The organism is Halomonas terrestris (assembly GCF_049166755.1).
GTDB lineage: Bacteria > Pseudomonadota > Gammaproteobacteria > Pseudomonadales > Halomonadaceae > Halomonas.
In genome coordinates, this window is record NZ_JBMHFZ010000013.1 from 68,435 (window position 1) to 92,754 (window position 24,320).

Consider the following 24,320-nt stretch of genomic DNA (forward strand, 5'->3'; position numbering starts at 1 on the left):
AAAAGGAAATTACCCTTTTCTAGGCCAGGGCCTTTTCGACCACCTCATAGACATTCGGCGAGAGTTCCTCGGCGCGGATGCGCTCGAGCTCGCCCTTCATGAGGTCCTGGCGCGTCTCGTCGAAACGCTGCCAGCGGGTCAGCGGTGTGATGAGGCGTGCGGCGATCTCCGGATTGAGCCGGTTGAGCTCGATCACCACGTCGGCCAGCAGCCGGTACCCCTCGCCGTCGAGGCGATGGAAATTGACCCGATTCTGGCCGGCGAAGGTACCGATCAGCGCCCTCACCTTGTTGGGGTTCTTCAGCGAGAAGGCCGGGTGCTCCATCAGGAACTTCACCCGATCGAGCACGTCCGGCTGGGGCCGGGTGACCTGGATGCTGAACCACTGGTCCATGACCAGGGGATCATGGGCCCACTTCTCGCCGAACGACCTGAGCGCCGGCTCGGCGATGTCGTCCCGCGTGCTGTGGGTCAGCAGGGTCAGGGCATGGCGCACGTCGGTCATGTTGTGGTCGGCGGCAAACTGCTCGCGGGCGAGCTCGATCCCCTGCTCGTCCTCGATCGCCATCAGGTAGGAGAGGGCCACGTTCTTCAGGCTGCGCTGCGCGATCTGCTCGGGCTGCGGGGCATAGGGCGCATCGCTGCGGTGGCTCTCGTACAGGCGCAGGAAGTCATCTCGCAGGGCCATGGCCAGCGACTGCTTGACGAAGTCCCGGGCAGCGTGGATGGCGTCCACGTCCACCAGCGGCTGCTGCTCGGCGATGTAGGCCTCGGAGGGCAGGGTCAGCATCTCGGCGAGGACCGCCTTGTCTGCGGGATCGGAAGACAGCAGCCCACGGAAGGCCTCCACCACCCGCGGGTCCATCACCTTCTCCACCCCGTTGCGGTGGGCGGCGATCAGGTCATCCAGCGCCAGCAGGGCCAGACGCTGGCCGGCGTCCCAGCGATTGAAGCCATCGGAATCATGCTGCAGCAGGAAGGCCAGGTCCTCGCGGCCATAGGGGAAGCGCAGCTTCACCGGCGCCGAGAAGCCGCGCAGCAACGAGGGTACCGGCGCCTCGGAGACATCGGTGAAGACGAATTCCTGCTCCGCCTCGCGCAGGTGGATGACGGCATCGCGGCCCAGGGTCTCGCCGTCGAGGGTCAGGGAGAGGTCGCGGCCCGACTTGGTGCCCACCAGCCCCAGGCGAATCGGTATGTGCAGGGCGTGCTTCTCGGGCTGGTCGGGGGTGGCCGGGGTTCGCTGGCGCAGGATCAGCCGGTACTCGCAGCGGGCATAGTCATACTCGCCGTGGGCGTCGATCTCGGGCGTGCCGGCCTGGGAGTACCAGAGCATGAAGCGGGAGAGGTCCTGGCCGGAGACCTCGCTCATGCAGCCGACGAAGTCCTCGATGGTCACCGCCTGGCCGTCGAAGCGCTCGAAGTAGAGATCGGCACCGCGGCGGAAGGTCTCCCCGCCCACCAGGTTGCAGAGCATGCGCACGATCTCGGCACCCTTCTCGTAGATGGTCAGGGTATAGAAGTTGCCGATCTCGATGTAGTGATCCGGACGCACCGGGTGGGCCGTGGGGCCGGCATCCTCGGCGAACTGGGCGGTACGGAAGAAGGAGACGTCCTCGATGCGCTTGACCGGTGCCGAGTTGGTGTCAGCGGAGAAGCACTGGTCACGGAACACCGTGAAGCCCTCCTTGAGGGAGAGCTGGAACCAGTCGCGGCAGGTCACCCGGTTGCCCGACCAGTTGTGGAAGTACTCGTGGGCGACGATGCCCTCGACCCGCTGGAAGGCGGCATCGGTAGCGGTATGCGGATGGGTCAGCACCGCCGCCGAGTTGAAGATGTTGAGCCCCTTGTTCTCCATGGCACCCATGTTGAAGTCGTTGACCGCCACGATCATGAACAGGTCGAGGTCATACTCGCGGCCGTAGGTCGCCTCGTCCCACTGCATGGCGCGCTTCAGCGAGGCCATGGCATGGTCGGTCTTGCCGAGGTTCTCCTCCTCGACCCAGATCTGCAGGGCCACCTCGCGGCCGCTCATGGTGGTGAAGGTGTCCTCGACCTTCTGCAGGTCGCCGGCCACCAGGGCGAACAGGTAGCAGGGCTTGGGATGCGGGTCTTCCCAGGTGACGAAGTGGCGGTCGCCGGGCAGCGTGCCCCGCTCGACGGGATTGCCGTTGGAGAGGAGCACCGGCAGGCTCGCGGCGTCACCGATCAGGGTGGTGGAGAAGGTCGCCATGACGTCGGGGCGGTCCGGATAGAAGGTGATGCGCCGGAAGCCCTCGGCCTCGCACTGGGTGCAGTACATGCCGTTCGACTGGTAGAGCCCCTCGAGAGCGGTGTTCTTGCTGGGCGCTATCTCCACCTCGGTATCGAGCAGGAAGGTCTCCGGCACCCGGTGCACGATCAGGCCGCTGTTGGTGAGGGTGTACTCGTCCTCGCCGAGCGGCTGGCCGTCGATGGCGATGGCCTTGAGCGCGAGCTGCTCGCCGTCGAGCTCCAGCGCTTCCCCGGCCTCGCGATCGGGGTGGCGTTCCAGATGAAGGCGAGCCTTGACCCGGGTGGCTGAGGGGTCGAGATCGAACGTCAGCTCGGTGCGGGTCACGCGGTAGGCGGGTGGACGGTAATCACTGAGATAGGTCGGCTGGGGTTCTGACATCGAGGTGGCTCCTGTCTGGAATTGCCGCCCATTGTACGGCTCCCCTGCCCTCCACCTCAAAGCGCCTCGGACGGGATGACGGAATCCATGCCTCAGGGTGCCGCAACGGGTTCGGGCCGGGTGAAGATCCACGCACCGATCAGGGAGAGCCCGGCGATCAGCGAGAGCTTCAGCCACAGCAGGCTCACGGTGAAGGCCAGTACCAGCATCGAGAAGGCCAGCATGGCGGTGGCCAGCCACTTGGCATGGCGGGGAATGGCGCGCTCACCCTCCCAGGCCACCACGGCCGGACCGAAGCGTGGATGCTCACGTATCCAGATCGCAAAGCGGGGCGAGCCGCGGGAGGCGGCCCACACCGCCAGCAGCATGAAGCAGGTGGTGGGCATGAGCGGCACGAAGACGCCGATCAGGCCGAGCGCGAAGCTGACCCAGGCGATGGCGATGAAGACCGCACGTTGCAGCGTCGACATCGAGTGCTCCCTCCCTCTACCCTGAACCCTCATTGAAGCCCAAGGTGGGCGCCATGGCCAGTCCCGATACCCCGGGAGCCGACGCCACCGAAGCGCACGGACCCGCGTGACGGCGGGCCCGTGGCGGGAGGCACACGCTCAGCCCTGGATGGGGATCTCGCGGCGTGCCGCCTTGGCCTCGGCAGAGCGCGGCACGGTGATCCTGAGCACGCCGTTGGCGAAGGAGGCCTTGATCTCGTCGACCCGGGCGTCACCCGGCAGGTCCAGCACCCGCCGGAAGCTGCCGTAGGAGCGTTCGATGCGCTGATAGCGCTCCTCCCGGGTACTGCTCTCCTGGCGCTTCTCGCCCTCGATCACCAGGCGGTGGTCGTCCAGGCTCAGCTTGACGTCCTTCTCCTCGACGCCTGGCACCTCGACGCCGATCTCGTAGTGATCGTCGTGCTCGGTGATGTCGAGGCTCGGACGCAACAGTGCCGGCATGTCACCGAAACCACTGCCCAGCGACGGCATGCCGAACTGGCGCATCATGCCGTCCATCCAGCGATCGAGTTCCTGATGCATGCTCGTCAGCGGGGTCAGGTCGCCGCGGCGAGGCTCCACTGCCCCGGTCGGGGCGTCGGCACTCTCGCTCTTGAACCAGTTCCAGGGAGAGAATTTCTGCAGGTTCATCAGCCACACCTCCTTTCTCGTCTGTCGAAGATGCTTCACAGCAAGATGTCCACCCTTTCTGCAATCTCAGAATTGGTGGTCGCTCGGCGGTTTTCAAGTCAGAAAGGGCGGCCGCATGACCTGCATCAAGGCGGCCCGGGTCAGTCGCGGAAGTTGTCGAACTGCAGGGGAAGGTCAGGGCCGCTCTCGCCCTTCAGCAGGGCCATGACCGCCTGCAGGTCGTCACGCTTCTTGCCGGTCACGCGCACCTTCTCGCCCTGGATCTGGGCCTGCACCTTGAGCTTGCTCTCCTTGATGCGCTTGACGATGTCCTTGGCCTCCTTCGGGTCGAGGCCCTGCTTGAGGAGTGCCTCCTGGCGGGCGCGCACGCCGGAGAGTGCCGGTTCCTGGACGTCCAGGCAGCGGGCATCGATGCCGCGCGCGATCAGCTTGTTGCGCAGCACCTCGAGCATCTGCCTGAGCTGGAAGTCCACCTCGGCCTCGAGCGACACCGTCTCGCCGTTGAGCTCGAAGCTCGCGGTGACTCCCCTGAAGTCGAAGCGCGTCTGGATCTCCCGATTGGCCTGATCGACGGCATTGCTGGCTTCGTGCTTGTCGAACTCGGAAACGATATCGAAGGAGGGCATGGCGCTGTCCTGGTAGTCGCTGGGAATGGAAGGGTGATTCTATCAGCCCGCGCGCTCCTCCGCGGCCTCGACCGAGGGTGCCAGCTCCTTGACCATCTGCCAGCCGGCACAGCCGTCCTCGTAGTAGTCCTCGAGCCAGCCCTGGAGCCGGAATCCCAGGCGACGATAGAGCCCGAGCGCCACCCGGTTGTCGGCGCGAACCTCCAGGCCGAGGCGTTCGACTCCCCGCGACCGCGCCAGCTGCTCCAGGGCCTCGATCAGGCGACGGCCCAGCCCCGACCCCCGCGCCCCGGGATGAACGCAGAAGGAATACAGCCGCGCGCGTCGACTACCGCGGCGAAACAGCAAGGTGCCGTACCCCAGCAGCTGGCTCGGTGCTCCCGCGGTCCCCGCATCCTCGGCCACCAGCGTCACGGCATGGGCACGATTGAGCAGATGCCAGAGCTGGCGGCGGCTGAAACGGTCACCGGTGAAGGCCACCTGCTCCAGGCGATAGAGGTTGTCCAGGTCGGGGGTGCCGGCCTGGCGCAGACGTACGGTCATCTCATGGCTCCGGGGGTCACGGGCGTGATTGTGATCATGGCCTAGAAGCTTGTCAGCGCTCCGGTTCATGAAATCTTTTCATCAGCTGCCCGGCTTGTCGATGATCAGACTCAAGGGCATGCTGGCGTCGTTCCGCTGGCACCCTGCCACCCTCGTCCCGCCCCCCGGAGCCTGCCCCCATGAGCCCCCTGCGCATCGTCGTCGACCGCCTGGAAGACTGGCGCCCCTACTACCCGTCGGAGGACCTGGTCACCGCCGACGACTTCCTGGCCCAGGACCGGCGCCACCGGGTCACCGAGGACGCCGATCGCTCCACCCATGTGATCAACCTGTGCAGCGAGCTCGACTATCTGGGCACCGGCTACTACGTCTCGCTGCTCGCCCAGGCCCGAGGCCAGCGAGTGCTGCCGACGGTGGAGACCCTCAACGAACTGTTGCGCAAGGCGCTGACCGACCTGCAGCTGGACACCCTGGCCCCGCTGCTGGGCGAGCTGGCTCGCCAGGGCTCGTTGGCCGGTGACAGCCTGACCCTGCGCGTACTGTTCGGGGAGTGCCGTGAGCCGGCGCTGGCGCGGCTCGCCCGCAAGCTCTTCGAGCGCCTGCCCTGCCCGCTGCTCGAGGCCAGTCTGGTACGGCGCCACGACCTCTGGCGGCTGGCACGGCTGAGGCCGGTACGCCTGCGCGACCTGACCCTCGACGAGCAGGACCTGTTCGCCACCGCGCTCAACCGCCACTCGCGGCAGGTGTGGCGCACCCCCAAGGCGCGCCGACGCTACCGCTTCGACCTGGCGATGCTGGTCGATCCGCAGGAGGCGCTGCCGCCCAGCAACCGCGGCGCCCTCAAGGCGTTCATCCGGGCCGGGCGGCGTCTGGGCATCGATGTCTCGCTGATCACGAGGCGTGATGCCGGCAGGATCGCCGAATTCGACGCCCTGTTCATCCGCGAGACCACCGCGCTGAACCACCACACCTACCGCATGGCCCGCCTCGCCGAGCACGAGGGGCTGGTGGTGATCGATGCCCCGCGGGACATCCTGCGTTGCACCAACAAGGTCTACCTGCACGCCCTGCTGCGGGCACGCGGCGTGCCGGCCCCCGAAGGGGTGCTGCTCAAGCGCGGTGACCGACGCCCGCTGGCCGAGCGGATCGGCCACCTCGGCTTCCCGCTGGTGCTCAAGATCCCGGATGGCGCCTTCTCCCGCGGGGTCGTCAAGGTCACCGACCACGCCCAGCTCGAGCACGAGAGCGCCCGTCTGTTCGAGGCTTCCGCCCTGCTGCTGCTCCAGGAGTGGCTGCCCACGGAATACGACTGGCGCATCGGCGTGCTCGACGGCCAGGTGCTGTTTGCCAGCCGCTACTTCATGGCCCGGGGCCACTGGCAGATCTATGACCACTCCGGCGCGCGGGTAAAGAGTGGGGGCTTCACCACCCATGACCCCGCCGAGGTGCCGCCGGCAGTGATCAGGGCCGCACTCAAGGCCACGCGACTGATCGGCAACGGCTTCTACGGTGTGGACCTCAAGCAGTCCGGCGAACGGGTGGTGGTGATCGAGGTCAACGACAACCCCAATGTCGATGCCGGTATCGAGGACGCGGTGCTCGGCCGCGCCCTCTATGACCGCATCATGGGCATCTTCCTGGCCCGCCTGGAGGCGCGGGTGCGCCAGGGCGCCTGAGGCACGAGTGTCGCGGCTGACGGCCCTGCACTTCTGGCGTAACCTGTCGAACGTATCCCCGATCGAACCCGGCCCGGAGTCAAGATGAGCGACCGCGATACCCGCCACCAGCAGGCCATGCAGAAACTCAAGGCCCATGTCGACGAGAAGGTGGCCAGGGCCACCGAGCAGCGCGGGCTGCTGCTGGTGTTCACCGGCAACGGCAAGGGCAAGACCACCGCCGCCTGGGGCACCGTCACCCGCGCCCTGGGCTACGGCTACCGGGTCGGCGTGGTGCAGTTCATCAAGGGGCTCTGGGAGTGCGGCGAGCGCGACCGCCTGCAGGACGACCCCAACCTCGAGGTGGTGATCATGGCCACCGGCTTCACCTGGGAGACCCAGAACCGCGAGGCCGACACCCGTGCCTGCCGCGAGGTATGGGCCGAGGCCCAGCGCCTGCTGGCCGATCCCGGCGTCTATCTGGTGGTGCTCGACGAGCTCACCTACATGCTCAAGTTCGGCTACCTGGACATCGGCATGGTGAAGCGGGCGATCGAGAACCGTCCCCGCGAGCAGACGGTGATCATCACCGGGCGCAACGCTCACCGGGAACTCGTGGCGCTGGCCGATACCGTCACCGAGATGCAGGAGGTCAGACACGCCTTCAACGGCGGCATCCAGGCCCGGCGTGGCATCGACTATTGAGCGCCTCCCCCCTCCCGTAAAACCCCTTCCATATCAGCAGCCTGCCGGGTGGCGCCAGCCACCTGTTGCCTATTGGCTACAGCCAACTACTTGATCTGCAAGGTGACTTGCATCTCGCACCTGGAGTGTTGCCTCGTCGCGACGGTTCGGGCGTTTCCTGGCGGCGACGCCGCCAGGATCGACAACACAACCCACTGATATAAAGGGATTCCCACGAGCTGGCCCGAATGTTGCTCTGGGTTGGGTCGCCAATCAATGTCCCGGCCCTTCCGCGTCATCGCTCACCGGCACCTCCGGGGGCGGACTGACGTGGCGTGCATGGAGCGGCCCTACAGCAAGGAGCAACGACGACCATGAGGATTACCATTTTCGGTTCCGGATACGTGGGACTCGTCACGGGTGCCTGCCTGGCCGATGTCGGCCATGACGTCATCTGTGTCGATGTGGACGAGGCCAAGGTGGCCCGGCTCGAGGCCGGCGAGATCCCGATCTACGAGCCCGGCCTCGAGAGCCTGATCCGCCAGAACCAGGCCGCCGGGCGCCTGAGGTTCACCACCGACGCCGCCAAGGGCGTGGCCTTCGGCCTGCTCCAGTTCATCGCCGTGGGCACCCCCTCCGACGAGGACGGTAGCGCCGACCTGCGCCATGTGCTCCAGGTCGCCGAGACCATCGGCCGCCACATGAACGAGTATCGCATCATCGTCGACAAGTCGACGGTGCCGGTGGGCACCGCCAGCAAGGTGGAGCGGGTGATCGCCGCTGCCCTGGACGATCGGGGCCTCTCGCTCGACTTCGATGTCTGCTCCAACCCCGAGTTTCTCAAGGAGGGGGCGGCCATCGAGGACTTCTCCCGTGGTTCGCGCATCGTGGTGGGGACCGAGTCGGAGCGGGTCAGGAGTGCCATGCGCGAGTGCTACGGCCCCTACAACCGCCAGAAGGACAAGCTGATGTTCATGTCGGTGCGCAGCGCCGAACTGACCAAGTATGCCGCCAACGCCATGCTGGCCACCAAGATCAGCTTCATCAACGAGATCGCCAACCTGGCCGAACGCCTCGGGGCCGACATCGAGGAAGTGCGCCACGGCATCGGCAGCGATCCGCGCATCGGCTACAGCTTCATCTATCCCGGCTGTGGCTATGGTGGCTCCTGCTTCCCCAAGGATGTGAAGGCCCTGGCCCATACCGCCGAGGAAGCCGGCTACCCAACCGAGATGATCAGCGCCGTGGAACGCGTCAACGGCCGGCAGAAGGGCAAGCTGTTCGAGAAGCTGTGCCAGGCCTTCGACGGCAAGCTCGCCGGCAAGACCATCGCCCTGTGGGGGCTGGCCTTCAAGCCCAACACCGACGACATGCGCGAGGCGCCGAGCCGGGCCCTGATGGAGGCCCTGTGGGAGACCGGTGCCCGTGTGCAGGCCTTCGATCCCGAGGCCGCCGAGGAGTGTCGCCGACTCTATGGCGAGCGTGACGATCTGGTGCTCAGCGAGCGCCGCGACGAGGCCCTGGAGGGTGCCCACGCGCTGGTGATCTGCACCGAGTGGAAGGCCTTCCGTACCGTCGACTTCGGCCTGCTGCGCGAGACGCTGCTCGAGCCGGTGGTGATCGATGGCCGCAACCTCTTCCAACCCGAGAGTGTCAAGGCCGCCGGGCTCGGCTACTACGCCATCGGCCGGGGTGACTCCGTCCGGCCCGTACTGGCCTGAGGAGTCGAGATGTCGAGACCACCCGTCGATCGCTCCGTCGCCAGCGGGGTGACGGAGTTCACCACCCTGGCACTGGTCCTGGCCATGCTGGTGGTGGTGATCATCGAGCTGCCGTCGGAGGTTTTCTCGCCGGAGTCGAAGAGCTTCTTCTTCGCCATCGGCGCCGTGGGGGCCTGGCGCTACACCTGGTGGCTGGTCCAGGCCGTCCGCTCGGTGTGGTACAACCGCCGCCTCTTCCCGCGCCTGCGGGCCGAGGCCGACGCCGCCGCGGCGGTGTCGAGCCCGCCGGAGCTCTACGTGCTCTGCACCTCCTACCGCATCGACCCGGAGGTCAACTTCCGGGTCTACGATGCGCTGGTGCGCGAACTCGTCGACTACGGCGTGCCCACGACCCTGTTCGCCTCGATCTCGGATCGCACCGACGTCGACGTCATCACCCATGTGCTGGACGACCACGGCTGGCCGGACAACGTCGAGGTCCGCTACATGTTCCAGAAGGGGGACGGCAAGCGCTCGGCCATGGCCGAGGTGCTGCGGGCGATCTCGCGGCGCCTGCCGGAACCGGGCGCCCTGCTGATCTCGATGGACGGCGACATCCGGCTGGAGCCCGGCACCCTGTCGCGCTCGCTGTCGTTCTTCCAGGCGGATCCGGACCTGGGGGCCCTGACCACCAACAACAGTGCCATCGTCACCGGCGGCGATGCCACTCGCGAGTGGTACGACCTGCGCTACGCCCAGCGCCATCTGGTGATGAGTTCGCTGTCGGTCTCCAACCGGCTGCTGGTGCTCACCGGCCGCTACAGCGCCTTCCGTGCCGACCTGGCGGTCCAGCCGGACTTCATCGACCTGGTCGAGAACGACCATGTCGAGCACTGGCGCTTCGGCAAGTTCAAGTTCCTCTCCGGCGACGACAAGTCGACCTGGTACTGGCTGCTGAAGAACGGCTGGCGGATGCGCTACCTGCCCGATGTCTACGTCTCGGGATTCGAGGAGCTTCCCGACCGGCGTCGCTTCTTCGCCTCGACTACCGACCTGATGCGTCGCTGGTACGGCAACATGCTGCGCACCAGCAATCGGGCCATCGCGCTGGGGCCGCGCCCCATGGGGATGTTCGCCTGGTGGAGCCTGGTGGACCAGCGCCTCTCCATGTGGACCACCCTGATCGGTCCCACGGTGGCGACCCTGGTCACGCTCTTCGTGCGTCCCTCGTTCATCTTCGCCTACCTGCTGTGGATCCTCTTCACCCGGGGTATCGCCACCCTGATCCTGGCCTGGCAGCGAGGGCGCTACAGCCTGCTGTGGATTCCGCTGATCTACTACAACCAGGTATGGGGCGCGATCCTCAAGACCTATGTCAGTTTCCGCTTCAACCGCCAGAAGTGGTCGCGCCAGGGGATCTCGGCCGGTGAACCCGACGACCCGGTGGCAGTGCGCCGCCAGCGGGCCGTGGGCCATGTGCTGCACGGCTTCGCCTATGGCGTGCTGCTCTTCGCGTTGATCCTCACCACCGGCGTGCTGCAGCCCCCCGATCGCATGTCCCTGGCCATCGCCCGCGACATGGGCGGCGAGCGTGCCGCGACACCGGAGAATGCCAACCGCTGGCTGTCGCAGGTCATCACCACGCTGCCCGAGGGCAGTACCGTGCAACTGCCCGCCGGCCACCTGCGAGTCAACGAGGCGCTTCTCGATTCCCTGGAAGGCAGCGAGCGGATACGGGCGGTACGCCTCGACGGCGACAATGGGGGGCATCCCACCACCCTGGCCCTCACCCCGGGCGTCGCGGCCAGTATCGAGGGCCCCGCCGGCGAGCCCGTGGGGGAGTCCACCCTCTGCACGCCGGAAGCGAACTGCGCCCTGACCCTGGACCGACAACGCCTGAGCCTCGTCAACGTGCGCCTGAGGGTCGAGGCCGACCCCATCATGGAAGCCGTGGCGACGGCCGGCCCCTGAGCAAGGAGAAACCAACGGATGGCTGACCACTTTTCCGATCATCGCGATCAGGAGCGACACGAACCCACCCTCGGGGGTGCCCGGGATGATGACCGCTATCCGGCGGGGGCCCCCCATGACCACGCCCGGCAGGTGAACGGCGACCGCATCCAGCACGAACGCCGTGACGAGCGCCGCCATATCCGCGTGTCGCCGCCCTTCCGGGTCCGGCTGGAGGACGGCACCACCCTGACCGGGGCAGATGTCTCCCTGGGCGGCTTCGCCCTCTACAGCGACCGCGCCTTCCAGACCGGCGAGGCGATCTCGGCCTCGCTGCTGATGATGGCCGGTCCCACCGAGCTGATCATCCCGCTACGCGCCGAGTGCCGGCGTGCCGTGCCCGAACCGAACGGACGCGGGTACAAGGCGGGGTTCGAGATCATCGACATGGAACCGCCTCACCGGGAACTGCTGCGACAGGTGATCCGCAGCTGCCTGAGCGGACGCACCGCCAGCGTCGAGGCGTTGATGGCCGGCGAGGATCCCCAGACGCCGCGCAAGCGGCAGGCCGGGGTCACCAAGCCCCTGCCCTCGTCTCGCCCCCCGCGTCCCAGAAGCCGCTATATGCTGCTGTTCGCGGCCATCGGGGTGCTGGTGCTGGTCGCCGCCGCCACGGCCTATCGCAACTTCATGATGATCGAGCCGAGCTTCGCCGCCGTGACCGCGCCACGCATCGATATCCGCGCCCCCGGGCCCGGCATCCTGGCGGCGCACGAGCTGCAGGCCGGAGACCGGGTCGAGCGGGACCAGCTGCTCACCAGCGTCGAGAACAGCGACCTGGAGTCGGACCTGATCCTCGCCAATGCCGCCCAGCGCTACAACAACCGCCTGATCGAGAACCTCCAGGAACATCTCGACGGCGGCACCCAGGAGGTCAGCCTGGCCAACTCCGCCCAGCCTGCCAGCGGCGACACCCTGTCGTTCGAGTCGGTGTCGCCGGAGATCGCCCGGGCGCGCATCGAGCAGTTCGAGACGGCACGCGACTACGAGAGCTCGCGTATCACCGCGCTGGAGGCCCGCAAGGCCAACAACGACATCTACAGCCCCTGCGACTGCCTGGTGGCCTGGGCGCTGAGCAGCGCCGACGGCACCTATATCAACGAGAGCGAGCGGATCATGACGCTCATCCGCACCGACCAGGACGACGTCCTGGTCGAGGCGCTGGTGCACATGAACGACATCGAGCGCATCGAGCCCAACCAGCAGGCCTTCATCGCCCTGCCCCACGCCTCGGAGCCGATCCGCGCCCGGGTTCGCAACGTCGCCCTCGACGTGGAACGGCAGCCCCGCGCCGGCTTCCCCAGCTGGGTGCGCCAGCAGCAGAACGTGGCCAGCGTGCTGCTGGTTCCCGAGCGCGACCTCCCGGCCGAGAGCGTCGGCCAGCCGGTCGACGTGCGCTTCACCGAAGCGCCGCTGCTGGGCGCCACCGCCGAGTGGGTCTGGCAGGGTATGCGCGCGGTCATCCAGTTCGGCGACCGCATCTACCGCGCGGCCATGGAAGAAGACGAGAGCGACGCCGGCTGATGGAATTCATGTTCACATCCGCGGGAGTCGCGGATGACCACCCAGGAGGCACCATGTTCTTGGACGCTAGCAAGGGCACCGGCCCCGCGGCCGGCCTCACCCTGGCAGCACTGCTGACGGCACTCCTCCCCGGGGCCGCCCGGGCCGGCGACATCGACGAGGCCTCCCTGGGCCTGCCGCGGGTCGAGGCCTGCTCGGCGCGCTACGTCGAGGTCGATGCCCCCCGGCCCAGCGGTGCTGACGACGGCCATACGGCGATCCGCGAGGGCTTCGACACCCATCGCCACTGGGGTACCGAGCGGAACGTCGAACGACTCGACACCGCCCAGACGGGCCTCGGCGTACCCGGACTGCGGGTCCACTACCCCGCCGGCACCTCCTCGCCGGGCGACGACGAACAGGGCGGTGCCGGCTTCTATACCGAGCCGGCCTCCCTGGCCGGCGCCGAGCAGGCGTGCCTCAGCTATCGGGTGCGCTTCGAGCCCGGCTTCGACTTCGTCAAGGGAGGCAAGCTGCCGGGCCTCTATGGGGGCGAGGCGCCCAGCGGTGGCGAGACCGCCGATGGCGAGAACGGCTTTTCCATGCGCCTGATGTGGCGTGAGCTTGGCCAGGGGGAGCTCTACGAATACGTGGTCGATCAGGAAGGCACCTCGGTGGGCCGCGGTGCCTGGACCTTTCCCAGCGGCGAGTGGGTGACCATCGAGCAGGAAATCGTCCTCAACGATCATGATCAGGCCAATGGCCTGGCACGCCTGTGGATCGACGGTCAGCCGGTACTCGAGCAGCGCGACATCGTCTACCGCACCACCCCCGACCTGACCATCGACGGCCTGATGTTCTCGACCTTCTTCGGTGGCACCGGTGAAGAGTGGCGTACCCCTCGCGACCAGTACGCGGACTTTGCCGACTTCCGCCTGCTTGTCCCGGGGTCATGAGCCGCGGCCCGGCCGACCCTCAGTCGCTCGACCTGCCCGGAGGGACCATCCCGTCCGGCTCGATCCAGTTCAAGAAGGGAGTCACGACGACCATGCCTCAAGCCCGATTCCGAGTCTTCCCGCCGTGTCGCCCACGTCCCGTGCTCCTGGCCCTGCTGCTCGTCGGGCTGGCGGGCGGGGCCGGCGCCGACGAGAATGAGCTCCTCGGCCGGGAGGAGCGGGAAGCCCTGGATCTCTCGGAATACCAGGTCAACGCGCCGGATGCCGGCTACTTCGATGTGGCCGCTCGCATGGCGGAGCTGGAGGAGGTCGACAACTCCATCCTCCTGCAGGAGATCGACGAGCTCTCCCAGGGGCCGAGCTGCCAGCAGTTGCTGGAGTACGAGCCCATCACCACCCGGGTGCGGATCCCGGGCTACTATCCCAGTCCCGAGGAGTGGGAGCTCGCCTCGGAGCCGCTGTTCCGCTTCGAGGACAACGTCTCGATGCTGGCGGGGTCCTTCGTCGCCAGCGGCGACCCCTACTACGCCGAGTGCCTGGTCCGCTACCTGGACCACTGGGCCCAGGCCGAGGCGCTCACCGACTTCCACTACGACTCCATGCAGCCCCAGGCCTGGTTCGCCACCGAGTCGATGCTGTTTGCCGCCGGCATGGCCTACGCCACGGTGCGCCCCTTCCTGGAAGGCCTGGAGGAGGAGCGCGAGCGCCTCGAGGCCTGGCTCAACGACCTCGCCCACATCCATGCCGATATCCCCGGCGAGCCCCAGAACAGCTGCTGCAACAACCACTTCTACCGCCGGGCCCTCTACGGCAGCGTGATCGGCGTGCTCACCGAGGACGAAGAGCTGTTCCGCTTCGGGGTCAGCGCCATCTACTCCGCGCTGCACGACATGACCGCAGAAGGCGCCTTCCCCCTGGAGGTGAACCGCGGCCGGCGTGCCACCCACTACCAGAACTATGCCCTGCTCTACCTGGTGACCAACATGCAGGTCATCGCCCGCCAGGGCTACGAGGAGATCTTCGACCTGGAAATCGAGGGCCGCACCATCCACGACGCCGTCGACTTCCTGTTCGAGATCCTCGAGGACCCCGCCGCGCTCGGCGACTACGCCCCCCTCGAGCAGTACACCGGTTTTCTCAAGGATCCCCAGTACTTCACCTGGATGGAAATCTACCAGACCCGCTTCGACGACCCGCGCATCGACGACTTCGTGACCCGAGTGCGGCCGCTCTACAGCCGCAGCGCCGGCGGTTACGCCACCCTCTACTTCATGTCGCCCGATGCCCAGACCCACGTCTTCCTCGACGAGGAGCAGCGCCAGACCGAGGCCTTCCGTGGCCTCGGCCAGCAGTGAAGCGGTCGTCCCACCGCAGAACGAGGAAACATCCATGAAGCAGACCGTCTCTACCATCCGCTCCTCCGTCCCTCGCCGGCTCACGGCCTCCCTCGCCCTGCTGGCTGTACTGGCAGGCTGCGCCGCGCCCGGTCAGCCCACCGATGGAGGCGACACCCGTGGGGTGCCGGCCGGATACGCCGACTGGTTCTCCGGCGGGCCTCGGGCCGCCATAGAAGGAGAGGACTGGAACAGGATCAGCCGCATCCAGGAACTGGTCGAGGCCGGCCGGCACGACGAGGCCATCGAGCGCCTCGAGCCGTTGATGGCCCGCCACGTTCCCCCCGCCTTCTACGAGATGGCCAAGCTCTACGATGCCGGCCAAGGCGTCGAGCGGAATCCCGTCGAGGCGGCACGACTCTACGGCAGGTCGATCGAGCAACCCTCGCCGATCCGCGGCAATGCCTCGCTCAGCCTGGCCGAACTCTACCGCACGGGCGATGGTGTCGAGCGCAACGACGTACTGGCCTACTACCTGCTGGACCAGGCAGTGAACGAGGAGGTGGAGCGCGCCGAGCCGATGCTGGCGGAACTGCTCGCCGAGGGCGGCGAGGGGATCGGAGCCGATCCCGAGCGGGCCAGGCAGCTCTATGTCCGTGCCGCCGAACGGGGTGACGAGCAGGCCCTGCTGGCCCTGGCCGAGGCGCATGCCCCCGGGGGCTGGCTCCCCGAGGCCCCGGAGCACACCATGGATTACGCCCGGCGTTATGCCGCCACCCTCGAGGAGCAGGCCGCTGCCGGCGACACGAATGCCATGCGCCAGCTGGCCGGCCTCCATGCGCCGGACGGGCTGCTGGGCGACCAGCCCGAGAAACGCCGTGCGTGGCTGGTCCGGGCCGCCGAGGCCGGAGATGAGGATGCCCTGGGCCAGGCCGGCAGGGCCATGATGGAGAGCGACCCCCAGCGCGGCATGGCGTTGCTCGAGGAAGCCGCCGAACGCGGTGACGTGGACGCCATGACACAGCTGGGCCGGCTCCTGCTCGACCCGGAACAGGGGCCGACCCGGCGAGGCGAGGCCGAGCGCTGGTTGACCCGCGCCATCGAGGCCGGCTCCGTGGATGCCATGGTGGTCCTCGGTTCGGCTCTGATCGATGAGGCGGCGGAGCGGGCCAGCCTCATGGCCCAGGGCCGCCGGGAAGGCGACACCGGCAACGACATCGCCGACACGGCGATGCGCACCTCGCCCGACGTCAGGCGTGGCATCGAACTGCTCGAACGGGGCGCCGAACAGGACGATCCACTGGCCCTGGCGTACCTCGGGGACATCTATCTCGGCGATGAACTGGTACCGAGCCAGCCCTACCTGGCCGTGGACTACCTGGAGCGTGGCCACGAACTGGGTCACCCCTGGGCCACGCAGCAGTTGGGAGCCGCCTACCTCGAGGGACGGGGCGTGCCCGCCGACGGCCGCCGGGCCGAGGAGCTGCTGAACGCGGCAGCCGACCGGGGCCAGGAAGGGGCCCTGCGCCTGCTGGGTGAGGCCTATCTCGACGGCGAGGTGGTTCCCTTCCATCCCAGCCGCGGCGAGGAACTGCTCCTGGCCGCAGCCGACGCCGGCGACACCACCGCCATGACCACCCTCGGCGAGGCCTACCTCGCCGGCCCCCTCGAGGAGCAGCCCCGCCGCGGGCTGGAGCTGCTCGAGCAGGCGGCCCACCAGGGCGATGCCTACGCCATGGTGGTACTGGGCCGCGCCTATCGTAATGGCCAGGGCCTGCCGAGGGACCTGGACGCAGCGGATCGCTGGCTGACCCGGGCCCGGGATGCCGGCCACGGCTCCGCCGACGAGGCCCTGACCCACCTCAACCGGGAGCGGGGCGCCCAGGGTGACATCCGTGCCCTGGTGGCAGCCGCCGAGGATGGTCACCCGGGCGCGATGGCCGACCTGGGCCGCGCTTTCCTGGACGGCGAAGGGGTCGAGCAGAACCGCGAATATGCCCGGGCCTGGCTCGAGCGCGCCGCCAACGCCGGGCATACCGGGGCCCGGGCCGACTTCGGCGAGATGCTGCTCGACAGCGACCCCGAACGTGCCATGCAACTGCTGCAGGGCGCCGCCGATGCCGGCCATGAAGGTGCGCGTCTCACCCTGGGCCGCGCCTACCTGCAGGGTGAAAACGTCGAGACCGACCCCGAGCAGGGGCTCGCCTACCTGCGCCCCGCCGCCGAGGCCGGCAACCCCCACGCCGCCCAGCTGCTGGGCCTGGCCTACCTGGAAGGCAACGGCGTCGAGGCAGACCCGGTCCAGGCCGAGGAGTGGCTGACCCGGGCGGTGGAGAGCGGCGACCTCTCCTCCCGCGCCAACCTCGGTCGGGTACTGCTGCGTGGCGAGGACGGTATGCCCCAGGATGTCGAACGCGGCACGGCGCTGCTGCAGGAGGCCGCCGATGCGGGTCATGCGGGGGCCCAGGCGACCCTGGGACGAGAATACCTGCGTGGCGAGCACCTCGACCCGGACCCCCGGCGCGGCGCCGACTATCTGTTGCAGGCCGCCCACCAGGGGCACTCCAGTGCCCGGCTGGCGCTCGCCGAGGCCTACCTGTCGGCCCACGGCCTGGAGAATGCCAACCGCGAACAGGCGCTGCTGTGGCTCGACGAAGTCATGGAGGGAGACAGCGACATGGCCCTGGAGACCCTCCACGACCTGCTGTCGGACGATATCGCCGCGACGCAATGACGCCACGGCGCTCGCACCACGCGAAAGGCCGGCACCGGGTGCCGGCCTTTCGCGTATCGGGGAGGGTGCACGGGACAAGAGCCCGGCTTCGCCCCGGAGCCCTGCCCCTTCGCACGGCTCAGCCGTCGAAGGGGTTGCGCAGCACGATGGTCTCGTTGCGATCGGGCCCGGTGGAGATGATGTCGATGGAGGTGCCGACCTTCTCCTCGAGGAAGCTGATATAGGAGCGGGCGTTGGCCGGCAGGTCCTCGACGCGCTTGGCGCCCAGGGTCGACTCGCTCCAGCCCGGCAGGTCCTCGTAGAGCGGCTCGACGGCCTCGTAGCCCTCGGAATCCACCGGCGTGTCGAGGACCTCGCCATCCTTGCTGCGGTAGCCGACGCAGACGCGGATGTTCTCCAGCCCGTCGAGCACGTCGAGCTTGGTCAGGCAGATGCCGGAAACCGAGTTGATCTGCACCGCATGGCGCAGGGCCACGGCGTCGAACCAGCCGCAGCGGCGCGGCCGCCCGGTGGTGGCACCGAACTCGTGGCCACGTTCGGCCAGGTGTCGGCCGTGCTCGTCGAACAGCTCGGTGGGGAAAGGCCCGGAGCCGACCCGGGTGGTGTAGGCCTTGGTGATGCCCAGCACGTAGTCGAGGTAGAGCGGCCCGACACCGGAGCCGGTGGCGGTACCGCCGGCGGTGGTGTTGGAACTGGTCACGAAGGGGTAGGTGCCGTGATCGATGTCGAGCAGCGAGCCCTGGGCCCCCTCGAAGAGGATGTTCTCGCCGGCACGGCGCAGGTCGTGGACCAGGCCCACGGTGTCGCAGACCATGGGGCGCAGTTCCTCGGCCATCTCCATCGCCTCGTCGAGCACCTGCTGGAAGTCCACCGGTGCCTCGCCATGGTAGTTGACCAGCACGAAGTTGTGGTAGTCGAGCACCTCGCCGAGCTTGGAGGCGAAGCGCTCACGGTGCAGCAGGTCGCCCAGGCGAAGGCCACGGCGCGCCACCTTGTCCTCGTAGGCCGGACCGATGCCGCGGCCGGTGGTGCCGATCTTGGCCACCCCGCGGGCCTTCTCGCGGGCCTGGTCCAGGCGCACGTGGTACGGGAGGATCAGCGGACAGGCCGGCGACAGGCGCAGGCGCTCGCGCACCGGCACGCCCTTGGCCTCCAGCTCGCGGATCTCCTTGATCAGCGCTTCCGGCGACAGCACCACGCCATTGCCGATCACGCAGGTCTTGTCGGGTCGCAGGACACCGGAAGGGATCAGGTGCAGGACGGTCTTCTCGCCATCGATGACCAGGGTGTGGCCGGCATTGTGCCCCCCCTGGAAGCGCACCACCGCGGAGGCGGATTCGGTGAGCAGGTCGACCACCTTGCCCTTGCCTTCGTCACCCCACTGGGTGCCCAGTACGACTACGTTCTTGCCCATTGTGCTCTCGTCTCTCGTTGCGGCGCCGCGCTGCCCGCGCTACGCCCATGTCAGGCCCAGGGCCATCTACGATGACCGGCGCACCGGCCAGGCCCACTGTTGTGAAGTCTACAGGGAGCGAGGCTCCCAGCGGCCATCGATCCGCGCCAGCTGCCGGTTGCAGCGGTGCTCCACCGCACCGGTACGCTGGCCGGGCAGCGCCTGGACGACCCGCTCGCCCCGCTCGCGCAGGGCGGCGATGGCCTCCCGCAGGCCCTCGCCCTCGGCCGGCGCCCAGATCCCGTCATGGGCCGGCTCGCCGAGCGCCAGGGTGGCCAGCAGCTTGAGGTCCATGGAGAAGCCGGTGGCCGGCCGGGCGCGACCGAAGGCGCGACCGGTATCGTCATAGCGCCCGCCCTTGGCCAGGGCCTGGCCGTAGCCGGGCACGTAGGCGGCGAACATCATGCCGGTGTGATACTGGTAGCCGCGCAGCTCGGCCAGGTCGAAATAGGGCTCGACCTCGGGATGCTGGGCCTGTACCCCCTGGTGCAGGGCCCGCAGCTGATCCAGTGCCGCCCCCACCGCGGCGGGTGCCTCGGCGAAGGCCTCGCGCGCCTCGTCGAGCACCTCGGGGCCACCGTGCAGGTGGCCCAGCGCCACGAACATCCCGGCCAGGGCGGGGTCCGCGACGCTCTCGTCGACCCGGGCCGCCAGCTCGCCCGGCGACTTGAGCTCCAGCGCTTCGAACAGTGCCCGCTCCTGCTCGACATCGAGCTCGGCGGCCTGTACCAGGCTACGGTAGATGCCGATGTGGCCCAGCGCCAGGTGAATCTCGTCGGCCCCGGCGGCGACCAGGCTGGCCAGTGCCAGGTGCAGGATCTCCAGATCGGCCTCGAGGCCGGCATGGCCGAACAGCTCGACGCCCACCTGCACCGGGCTGCGCCCCCCCTGGTGCTGGTCGGCCTTGGCCCGCAGCACATTGGTGCAGTAGCACAGCCGCACCGGCCCCTGGCGCTGCATCGAGTGGGCATCCATGCGCGCCACCTGGGGAGTGACGTCAGCGCTGACACCCATCATGCGGCCGGTCAGCTGATCGGTGAGCTTGAAGGTCTGCAGGTCCAGGTCGGTACCGGTGCCGGTCAGCAGCGAGTCGAGGAACTCCACCGGGGGCGGCATCACCTGGTCATAGCCCCAGCGGTGATAGAGATCGAGCAGCGCCCGACGCAGTTCCTCCATGCGGCTCGCCTGGGGAGGCAGCACCTCGTCCATGCCGTCGGGCAGCAGCCAGCGGTCAGCGATGGTCATGTCTATTCGTCCTGCAACACGATGAATGGCCTGGGAAAAATACTCCGGTGAGCGGCGCGATGGCACACCCGCCGGGACGGGAACAGGCCACAAAAAAACCGGGCCACGCCCGGTTCAAGGATTCTACCACGTTTGCGCCGGGGATGAACCCCGCCAGGGGCGGGGCCCATGCCGGACCAGCCGATGGGCCGGGTCATCCCTCGTTCTGGGGCACGGCGCTCTTCAGGTAACGGAAGAAGTCGCTGGTGGGATCGAGCACCAGCATGTTGCCGTCGCCGTTGAAGCTCTCGCGGTAGGCGTTCAGGCTGCGCCAGAAGGCGAAGAATTCCTGGTCCTGCTCGTAGGCCTCGGAGAAGATCGCCGCGGCCTCGGCGTCACCCTCGCCTCGCAGGGTCTCGGAACGCTCGGTGGCCTGGGCCAGCAATACCTGGCGACGGCGGTCGGCGTTGGCACGAATCCGCTCGGCCTCCTCCTGGCCCTGGGCCCGCCACTCGCGGGCCTCGCGCTCGCGCTCGGAGCGCATGCGCTCGAACACCGCGGCGGAGACGTCCTCGGGCAGATCGATCCGCTTGACACGGATGTCGCGGATCGCCACGCCGAGCTCGTCGCGCATCAGGGCGTCGAGCTCCTCGGTGGGGCGCAGCATCAGGTCGTCGCGACGCTCGGCGATGATCTGCTGCAGGTCCAGGCGACCGAACTCGTTACGCAGGCTCTCGTCGACCCGGGGCTGGATCAGGCGGATCGCCATCATCTCGTCACCGGCGGTGGCCTCGTAGTAGCGGGTCGGGTTGATCACCTGCCACTTGACGTAGGAGTCGACGATCACCGCCTTCTGCTCCAGGGTCAGGTAGCGGCTGGTGTCGGTATCCAGGGTCAGCACCCGGGTATCGAACTTGCGGATGGTCTGGGTGACCGGGATCTTGAAGTGCAGCCCCGGCTGGATGTTCTCCTCGATGACCTCACCGAAGCGCAGCTTCACCGCGCGCTCGGTCTCGTCGACCACGTAGAGGCTGTTGCTCGCCAGCCAGGCCACGGCCGCCAGGCCGCCGACGATGATCAGGGAACGATTGTTGATCATTTAGCGGCCCTCCCTGCGGATTCCACTGCTGTTGGTACTGCCGGTCGCTTGACTGCCACGCAGGCGCTCGAGCACCCGCGGGTCGAGCTCGCCCTCCTCGCCGAGGCGCTCGCCGTCGCCGCGACGCTCGCCGCCGCCATTGCCCATCTGGTCGAGCGGCAGGTACATCAGCGGGCTGTCGTCGGCCACGTCGACCAGCACCTTGGGCGTGCTGCCGAAGATCTCGGCGATGGCATCCAGGTAGAGACGCTCGCGCATGATGGCCGGCGAGTTCTGGTACTGGGTAAGCAGGGCGTTGAAGCGGTTGGCCTGGCCGCGGGCCTCGGCCACGACCGATTCACGATAGCCCTGGCCCTGCTCGACCAGGCGCTGGGCCTGACCCTGGGCCTCGGGGATGATGGCGTTGGCGTAGGCCATGCCCTGGTTGATGGTCCGCTGACGGTCCTCGCGGGCCCGGATCACGTCGTCGAAGGCGTCGATGACCGGTGCCGGCGCCGAGGTGGACTCGATGTTGATGGTCTGCAGCCGGATACCCGTGCCGTAGCTGTCCAGGTAGGACTGCAGGCGACTGGCCACGGAGCTGCCGAGGATCTCGCGGCCCGAGGTGAGGATGTCGATCATGTCGGTACCCCCCACCACGTGGCGCAGCGCCGAATCCAGCGCATTCTCGATGGAGAGCTGCGGGTTGCGCACGTTGAGCACGAAGTCACGGGGATCGTTGACCTGATACTGGGCCGAGATCTCGACCTCGACGATGTTCTCGTCGCGGGTCAGCATCGACTGGGTCTGGGTCAGCGAACGCACCCGGGTCACGTTGACCATGCGCACGTCATCGATCAGCGGCGGGTTCCAGTGCAGGCCGGGACTGACCACCTCCTGGAACTTGCCGAAGCGCAGCACGACACCGCGTTCGGACTGGTCGACCAGATAGAAGCCGGTCGCCGCCCAGATCGCCAGTGCCACGATGATCAGCAGTCCCGGCAGGGCGAAGGTGTTGCGCGGCTTGCCACCGCCCCCCTTGCCACCGCGGCCGCCGCCCTTGCCACCGCGGCCGCCGAGCATGCTGTTGAGCTTGTCCTGAAACTTCTTCAGGGCCTCGTCCAGGTCGGGGGGGCCTTGATTGCCGCCGCGGTTGCCGCCGCCCCCATTGCTGCCGCCGCGTCGGCCACCACCACTCCAGGGGTCGTGCTGGTTGCCACCACCAGGCTCATTCCAGGCCATACGTCCTCTCCACTATGCGTTGCTTCCCGCCCCCGGAGGGCTCTCCGGGGGCGGGCATCGGTTGCGATCCTGTGTGCGCCGTCCGAGCGACGCCTGTCGACCTTGTCGTTATCCTTCGCCCCCGCGCCGTGGCCATGACCGGGGCCGTTCGTCGTTCAGCCCTCCCAGACGGGCCGCTCCTGCAGCTCCCGCGGCAGGTAGTCGTCGGCCCGCTCGCCGAGCCGGGCCATCAGCTGCAGGAAATCGCGGCGCGGCAGCCGTACCTCCAGCCGGGTATGCCCCTCGTCGTCGAAGGCCTCCTCGCGCACCGCCCCCAGCTCGTGCAGGCCGGCGCGCAGCCTGCCCTGCTCGTGCGTCAGGGTCAGCTGCACGTCGATCACGTCGCCGGCCAGGCGCTCGGAGAGCGCCTGGCCCAGCAGTTCCAGGCCCTGCCCGTCGCGGGCCGAGAGCCAGACCACCTCGGGTCGACCCTCGCCGTCCCGCTCGATGCGCGGGGCGCTGTCGAGCAGGTCGATCTTGTTCATCACCTTGAGCATCGGCACCTCGAGGGCACCGATCTCGTCGAGCACCGCCTCGACCTGGGTCACGTTGAGGTCGCGATCGGGATCGGCGGCATCGATCACGTGCACCAGCAGCGACGCCTCGGCCGCTTCCTGCAGGGTGGCACGGAAGGCCTCCACCAGCTTGTGGGGGAGATGCCGGATGAAGCCCACGGTATCGGCCAGCACCACGGGGCCCACATCCTCGACCTCGAGTCGACGCAGGGTCGGGTCGAGGGTAGCGAAGAGCTGGTCGGCCGCATAGACCTTCGATTCGGTCAGGGCGTTGAACAGCGTTGACTTGCCGGCGTTGGTGTAGCCCACCAGCGAGACGCTGGGAATCTCGGCACGGGACCGGGCACGGCGGTTCTGGCTGCGCTGGCTGCGCACCTTGTCGAGGCGCTTGTGGATCGCCTTGATGCGCGCCCGCAGCAGCCGGCGGTCGGTCTCGAGCTGGGTCTCGCCCGGGCCACGCAGGCCGATGCCGCCCTTCTGCCGCTCCAGGTGGGTCCAGCCACGCACCAGTCGGGTCGACATGTACTCGAGCTGCGCCAGCTCCACCTGCAGCTTGCCCTCATGGGTACGGGCGCGCTGGGCGAAGATGTCGAGGATCAGCCCGGTACGGTCGAGCACGCGACACTTGAGCGTGCGCTCGAGGTTGCGCTCCTGGGAGGGACTCAGGGCATGATTGAAGATCACCAGCTCGGCACCGTGGGCAGCCATCGCCTCGCGCAGCTCCTCCACCTTGCCCGATCCCACGAAGGTTCGCGGATCGGGCCGGTGGCGACTGCCGGTGAGCAGCGTGGCCGGCTCGGCACCGGCGGAGCGCACCAGTTCAAGGAACTCGCCCGGGTCCTCGCGCTCCTTTTCGTCCTGGAAATCGACATGGACGAGTACCGCCGTTTCACCGGCGTCGGGACGTTCGAAAAACAATCAATACCTCACACGTTGTTTTCCTGCGGCGCGGCAGGATCCTGGGCCGGCAGACGCACATTGCGCGACGGCACCACGGTGGAGATGGCGTGCTTGTAGACCATCTGACTGACGGTGTTGCGCAACAGGATGACAAACTGGTCGAAGGATTCGATCTGACCCTGCAGCTTGATGCCGTTGACCAGGAAAATCGATACCGGAATACGCTCCTTGCGCAGGATGTTCAGGTACGGGTCTTGAAGGGACTGCCCTTTGGACATGTTGCTCTCCCTGAAATTGTTTCTGGGGGTTGATGTTATGCTCGGTCGCGCCGC

19 protein-coding genes are annotated in these 24,320 nt (G+C 67.9%); 8 read left to right on the forward strand and 11 right to left on the reverse strand.

Annotated elements, in window-relative coordinates:
* Window positions 1-19: 19 nt before the first annotated feature.
* The 5 genes from pepN to ACOMD9_RS13375 form a co-directional block, all read right to left on the reverse strand.
* Complete coding sequence (pepN, locus tag ACOMD9_RS13355; protein WP_421415680.1) at window positions 20-2,653, reverse strand: aminopeptidase N; 2,634 nt, start codon at window positions 2,651-2,653, stop codon at window positions 20-22.
* 92 nt (window positions 2,654-2,745) lie between these two features.
* Window positions 2,746-3,123: a YbaN family protein gene (locus ACOMD9_RS13360; RefSeq protein ID WP_421415682.1), complete on the reverse strand. Its 378-nt coding sequence runs from the start codon at window positions 3,121-3,123 to the stop codon at window positions 2,746-2,748.
* Window positions 3,124-3,261: 138 nt separating this feature from the next.
* Window positions 3,262-3,792 carry an Hsp20/alpha crystallin family protein gene (locus tag ACOMD9_RS13365; RefSeq protein WP_421415685.1) on the reverse strand — a complete coding sequence of 177 codons (531 nt, stop codon included), beginning with the start codon at window positions 3,790-3,792 and terminating at the stop codon, window positions 3,262-3,264.
* A 140-nt stretch (window positions 3,793-3,932) separates the two neighbouring features.
* Window positions 3,933-4,418 carry a YajQ family cyclic di-GMP-binding protein gene (locus ACOMD9_RS13370; RefSeq protein WP_421415688.1) on the reverse strand — a complete coding sequence of 162 codons (486 nt, stop codon included), beginning with the start codon at window positions 4,416-4,418 and terminating at the stop codon, window positions 3,933-3,935.
* 42 nt (window positions 4,419-4,460) lie between these two features.
* Window positions 4,461-4,961, reverse strand: coding sequence for a GNAT family N-acetyltransferase (locus tag ACOMD9_RS13375; RefSeq protein ID WP_421415690.1), 501 nt, complete (start codon window positions 4,959-4,961; stop codon window positions 4,461-4,463).
* A gap of 179 nt (window positions 4,962-5,140) precedes the next feature.
* On the opposite strand from ACOMD9_RS13375, the gene ACOMD9_RS13380 reads away from it, so the two are divergent.
* From ACOMD9_RS13380 to ACOMD9_RS13415, 8 genes are all read left to right on the forward strand, one after another.
* Window positions 5,141-6,637 (forward strand): RimK family protein, encoded by a 1,497-nt coding sequence (locus ACOMD9_RS13380; protein ID WP_421415693.1) that lies wholly within the window; start codon window positions 5,141-5,143, stop codon window positions 6,635-6,637.
* A gap of 84 nt (window positions 6,638-6,721) precedes the next feature.
* Window positions 6,722-7,321 (forward strand): cob(I)yrinic acid a,c-diamide adenosyltransferase, encoded by a 600-nt coding sequence (gene cobO, locus ACOMD9_RS13385; protein ID WP_421415695.1) that lies wholly within the window; start codon window positions 6,722-6,724, stop codon window positions 7,319-7,321.
* Window positions 7,322-7,674: 353 nt separating this feature from the next.
* Entirely contained in the window at window positions 7,675-9,021 is a 1,347-nt protein-coding gene (locus ACOMD9_RS13390; RefSeq protein WP_421415698.1) for a UDP-glucose dehydrogenase family protein, read from the forward strand.
* A gap of 9 nt (window positions 9,022-9,030) precedes the next feature.
* Window positions 9,031-10,971 (forward strand): glycosyltransferase, encoded by a 1,941-nt coding sequence (locus ACOMD9_RS13395; RefSeq protein ID WP_421415700.1) that lies wholly within the window; start codon window positions 9,031-9,033, stop codon window positions 10,969-10,971.
* A gap of 18 nt (window positions 10,972-10,989) precedes the next feature.
* Window positions 10,990-12,534, forward strand: a complete 1,545-nt coding sequence (locus ACOMD9_RS13400; protein ID WP_421415702.1) for a PilZ domain-containing protein — start codon at window positions 10,990-10,992, stop codon at window positions 12,532-12,534.
* A 53-nt stretch (window positions 12,535-12,587) separates the two neighbouring features.
* Window positions 12,588-13,469, forward strand: coding sequence for a polysaccharide lyase (locus ACOMD9_RS13405; RefSeq protein WP_421415704.1), 882 nt, complete (start codon window positions 12,588-12,590; stop codon window positions 13,467-13,469).
* 92 nt (window positions 13,470-13,561) lie between these two features.
* Window positions 13,562-14,824 (forward strand): alginate lyase family protein, encoded by a 1,263-nt coding sequence (locus tag ACOMD9_RS13410; RefSeq protein WP_421415706.1) that lies wholly within the window; start codon window positions 13,562-13,564, stop codon window positions 14,822-14,824.
* 34 nt (window positions 14,825-14,858) lie between these two features.
* Entirely contained in the window at window positions 14,859-17,537 is a 2,679-nt protein-coding gene (locus ACOMD9_RS13415; RefSeq protein WP_421415709.1) for a tetratricopeptide repeat protein, read from the forward strand.
* Window positions 17,538-17,655: 118 nt separating this feature from the next.
* Here the strand turns inward: ACOMD9_RS13415 and ACOMD9_RS13420 are convergent, their stop codons facing one another.
* The 6 genes from ACOMD9_RS13420 to hfq form a co-directional block, all read right to left on the reverse strand.
* Window positions 17,656-18,951, reverse strand: coding sequence for an adenylosuccinate synthase (locus ACOMD9_RS13420; protein ID WP_421415713.1), 1,296 nt, complete (start codon window positions 18,949-18,951; stop codon window positions 17,656-17,658).
* A gap of 108 nt (window positions 18,952-19,059) precedes the next feature.
* Complete coding sequence (locus ACOMD9_RS13425; protein WP_421415715.1) at window positions 19,060-20,235, reverse strand: ATP phosphoribosyltransferase regulatory subunit; 1,176 nt, start codon at window positions 20,233-20,235, stop codon at window positions 19,060-19,062.
* A gap of 193 nt (window positions 20,236-20,428) precedes the next feature.
* Window positions 20,429-21,313: a protease modulator HflC gene (hflC, locus tag ACOMD9_RS13430; protein WP_421415716.1), complete on the reverse strand. Its 885-nt coding sequence runs from the start codon at window positions 21,311-21,313 to the stop codon at window positions 20,429-20,431.
* Window positions 21,314-22,534, reverse strand: a complete 1,221-nt coding sequence (gene hflK / locus ACOMD9_RS13435; RefSeq protein ID WP_421415718.1) for an FtsH protease activity modulator HflK — start codon at window positions 22,532-22,534, stop codon at window positions 21,314-21,316. It abuts the gene before it with no gap.
* A 155-nt stretch (window positions 22,535-22,689) separates the two neighbouring features.
* Window positions 22,690-24,006, reverse strand: a complete 1,317-nt coding sequence (gene hflX / locus ACOMD9_RS13440) for a ribosome rescue GTPase HflX (RefSeq protein WP_421415720.1) — start codon at window positions 24,004-24,006, stop codon at window positions 22,690-22,692.
* A gap of 8 nt (window positions 24,007-24,014) precedes the next feature.
* Entirely contained in the window at window positions 24,015-24,266 is a 252-nt protein-coding gene (gene hfq, locus ACOMD9_RS13445) for an RNA chaperone Hfq (RefSeq protein ID WP_421415723.1), read from the reverse strand.
* Between the last annotated feature and the right edge of the window lie 54 nt (window positions 24,267-24,320).

Excerpts from the sequence above, each read along its gene's own strand:
- hflC (WP_421415716.1), bottom strand. The coding sequence starts at position 21,313 with ATGATCAACAATCGTTCCCTGATCATCGTCGGCGGCCTGGCGGCCGTG.
- ACOMD9_RS13415 (WP_421415709.1), top strand. The coding sequence starts at position 14,859 with ATGAAGCAGACCGTCTCTACCATCCGCTCCTCCGTCCCTCGCCGGCTC.
- ACOMD9_RS13400 (WP_421415702.1), top strand. The coding sequence starts at position 10,990 with ATGGCTGACCACTTTTCCGATCATCGCGATCAGGAGCGACACGAACCC.
- ACOMD9_RS13420 (WP_421415713.1), bottom strand. The coding sequence starts at position 18,951 with ATGGGCAAGAACGTAGTCGTACTGGGCACCCAGTGGGGTGACGAAGGC.
- ACOMD9_RS13370 (WP_421415688.1), bottom strand. The coding sequence starts at position 4,418 with ATGCCCTCCTTCGATATCGTTTCCGAGTTCGACAAGCACGAAGCCAGC.
- ACOMD9_RS13390 (WP_421415698.1), top strand. The coding sequence starts at position 7,675 with ATGAGGATTACCATTTTCGGTTCCGGATACGTGGGACTCGTCACGGGT.
- ACOMD9_RS13365 (WP_421415685.1), bottom strand. The coding sequence starts at position 3,792 with ATGAACCTGCAGAAATTCTCTCCCTGGAACTGGTTCAAGAGCGAGAGT.
- hflK (WP_421415718.1), bottom strand. The coding sequence starts at position 22,534 with ATGGCCTGGAATGAGCCTGGTGGTGGCAACCAGCACGACCCCTGGAGT.
- pepN (WP_421415680.1), bottom strand. The coding sequence starts at position 2,653 with ATGTCAGAACCCCAGCCGACCTATCTCAGTGATTACCGTCCACCCGCC.
- ACOMD9_RS13375 (WP_421415690.1), bottom strand. The coding sequence starts at position 4,961 with ATGACCGTACGTCTGCGCCAGGCCGGCACCCCCGACCTGGACAACCTC.
- cobO (WP_421415695.1), top strand. The coding sequence starts at position 6,722 with ATGAGCGACCGCGATACCCGCCACCAGCAGGCCATGCAGAAACTCAAG.
- ACOMD9_RS13425 (WP_421415715.1), bottom strand. The coding sequence starts at position 20,235 with ATGACCATCGCTGACCGCTGGCTGCTGCCCGACGGCATGGACGAGGTG.
- ACOMD9_RS13405 (WP_421415704.1), top strand. The coding sequence starts at position 12,588 with ATGTTCTTGGACGCTAGCAAGGGCACCGGCCCCGCGGCCGGCCTCACC.
- ACOMD9_RS13410 (WP_421415706.1), top strand. The coding sequence starts at position 13,562 with ATGCCTCAAGCCCGATTCCGAGTCTTCCCGCCGTGTCGCCCACGTCCC.
- ACOMD9_RS13380 (WP_421415693.1), top strand. The coding sequence starts at position 5,141 with ATGAGCCCCCTGCGCATCGTCGTCGACCGCCTGGAAGACTGGCGCCCC.
- hfq (WP_421415723.1), bottom strand. The coding sequence starts at position 24,266 with ATGTCCAAAGGGCAGTCCCTTCAAGACCCGTACCTGAACATCCTGCGC.
- ACOMD9_RS13360 (WP_421415682.1), bottom strand. The coding sequence starts at position 3,123 with ATGTCGACGCTGCAACGTGCGGTCTTCATCGCCATCGCCTGGGTCAGC.
- ACOMD9_RS13395 (WP_421415700.1), top strand. The coding sequence starts at position 9,031 with ATGTCGAGACCACCCGTCGATCGCTCCGTCGCCAGCGGGGTGACGGAG.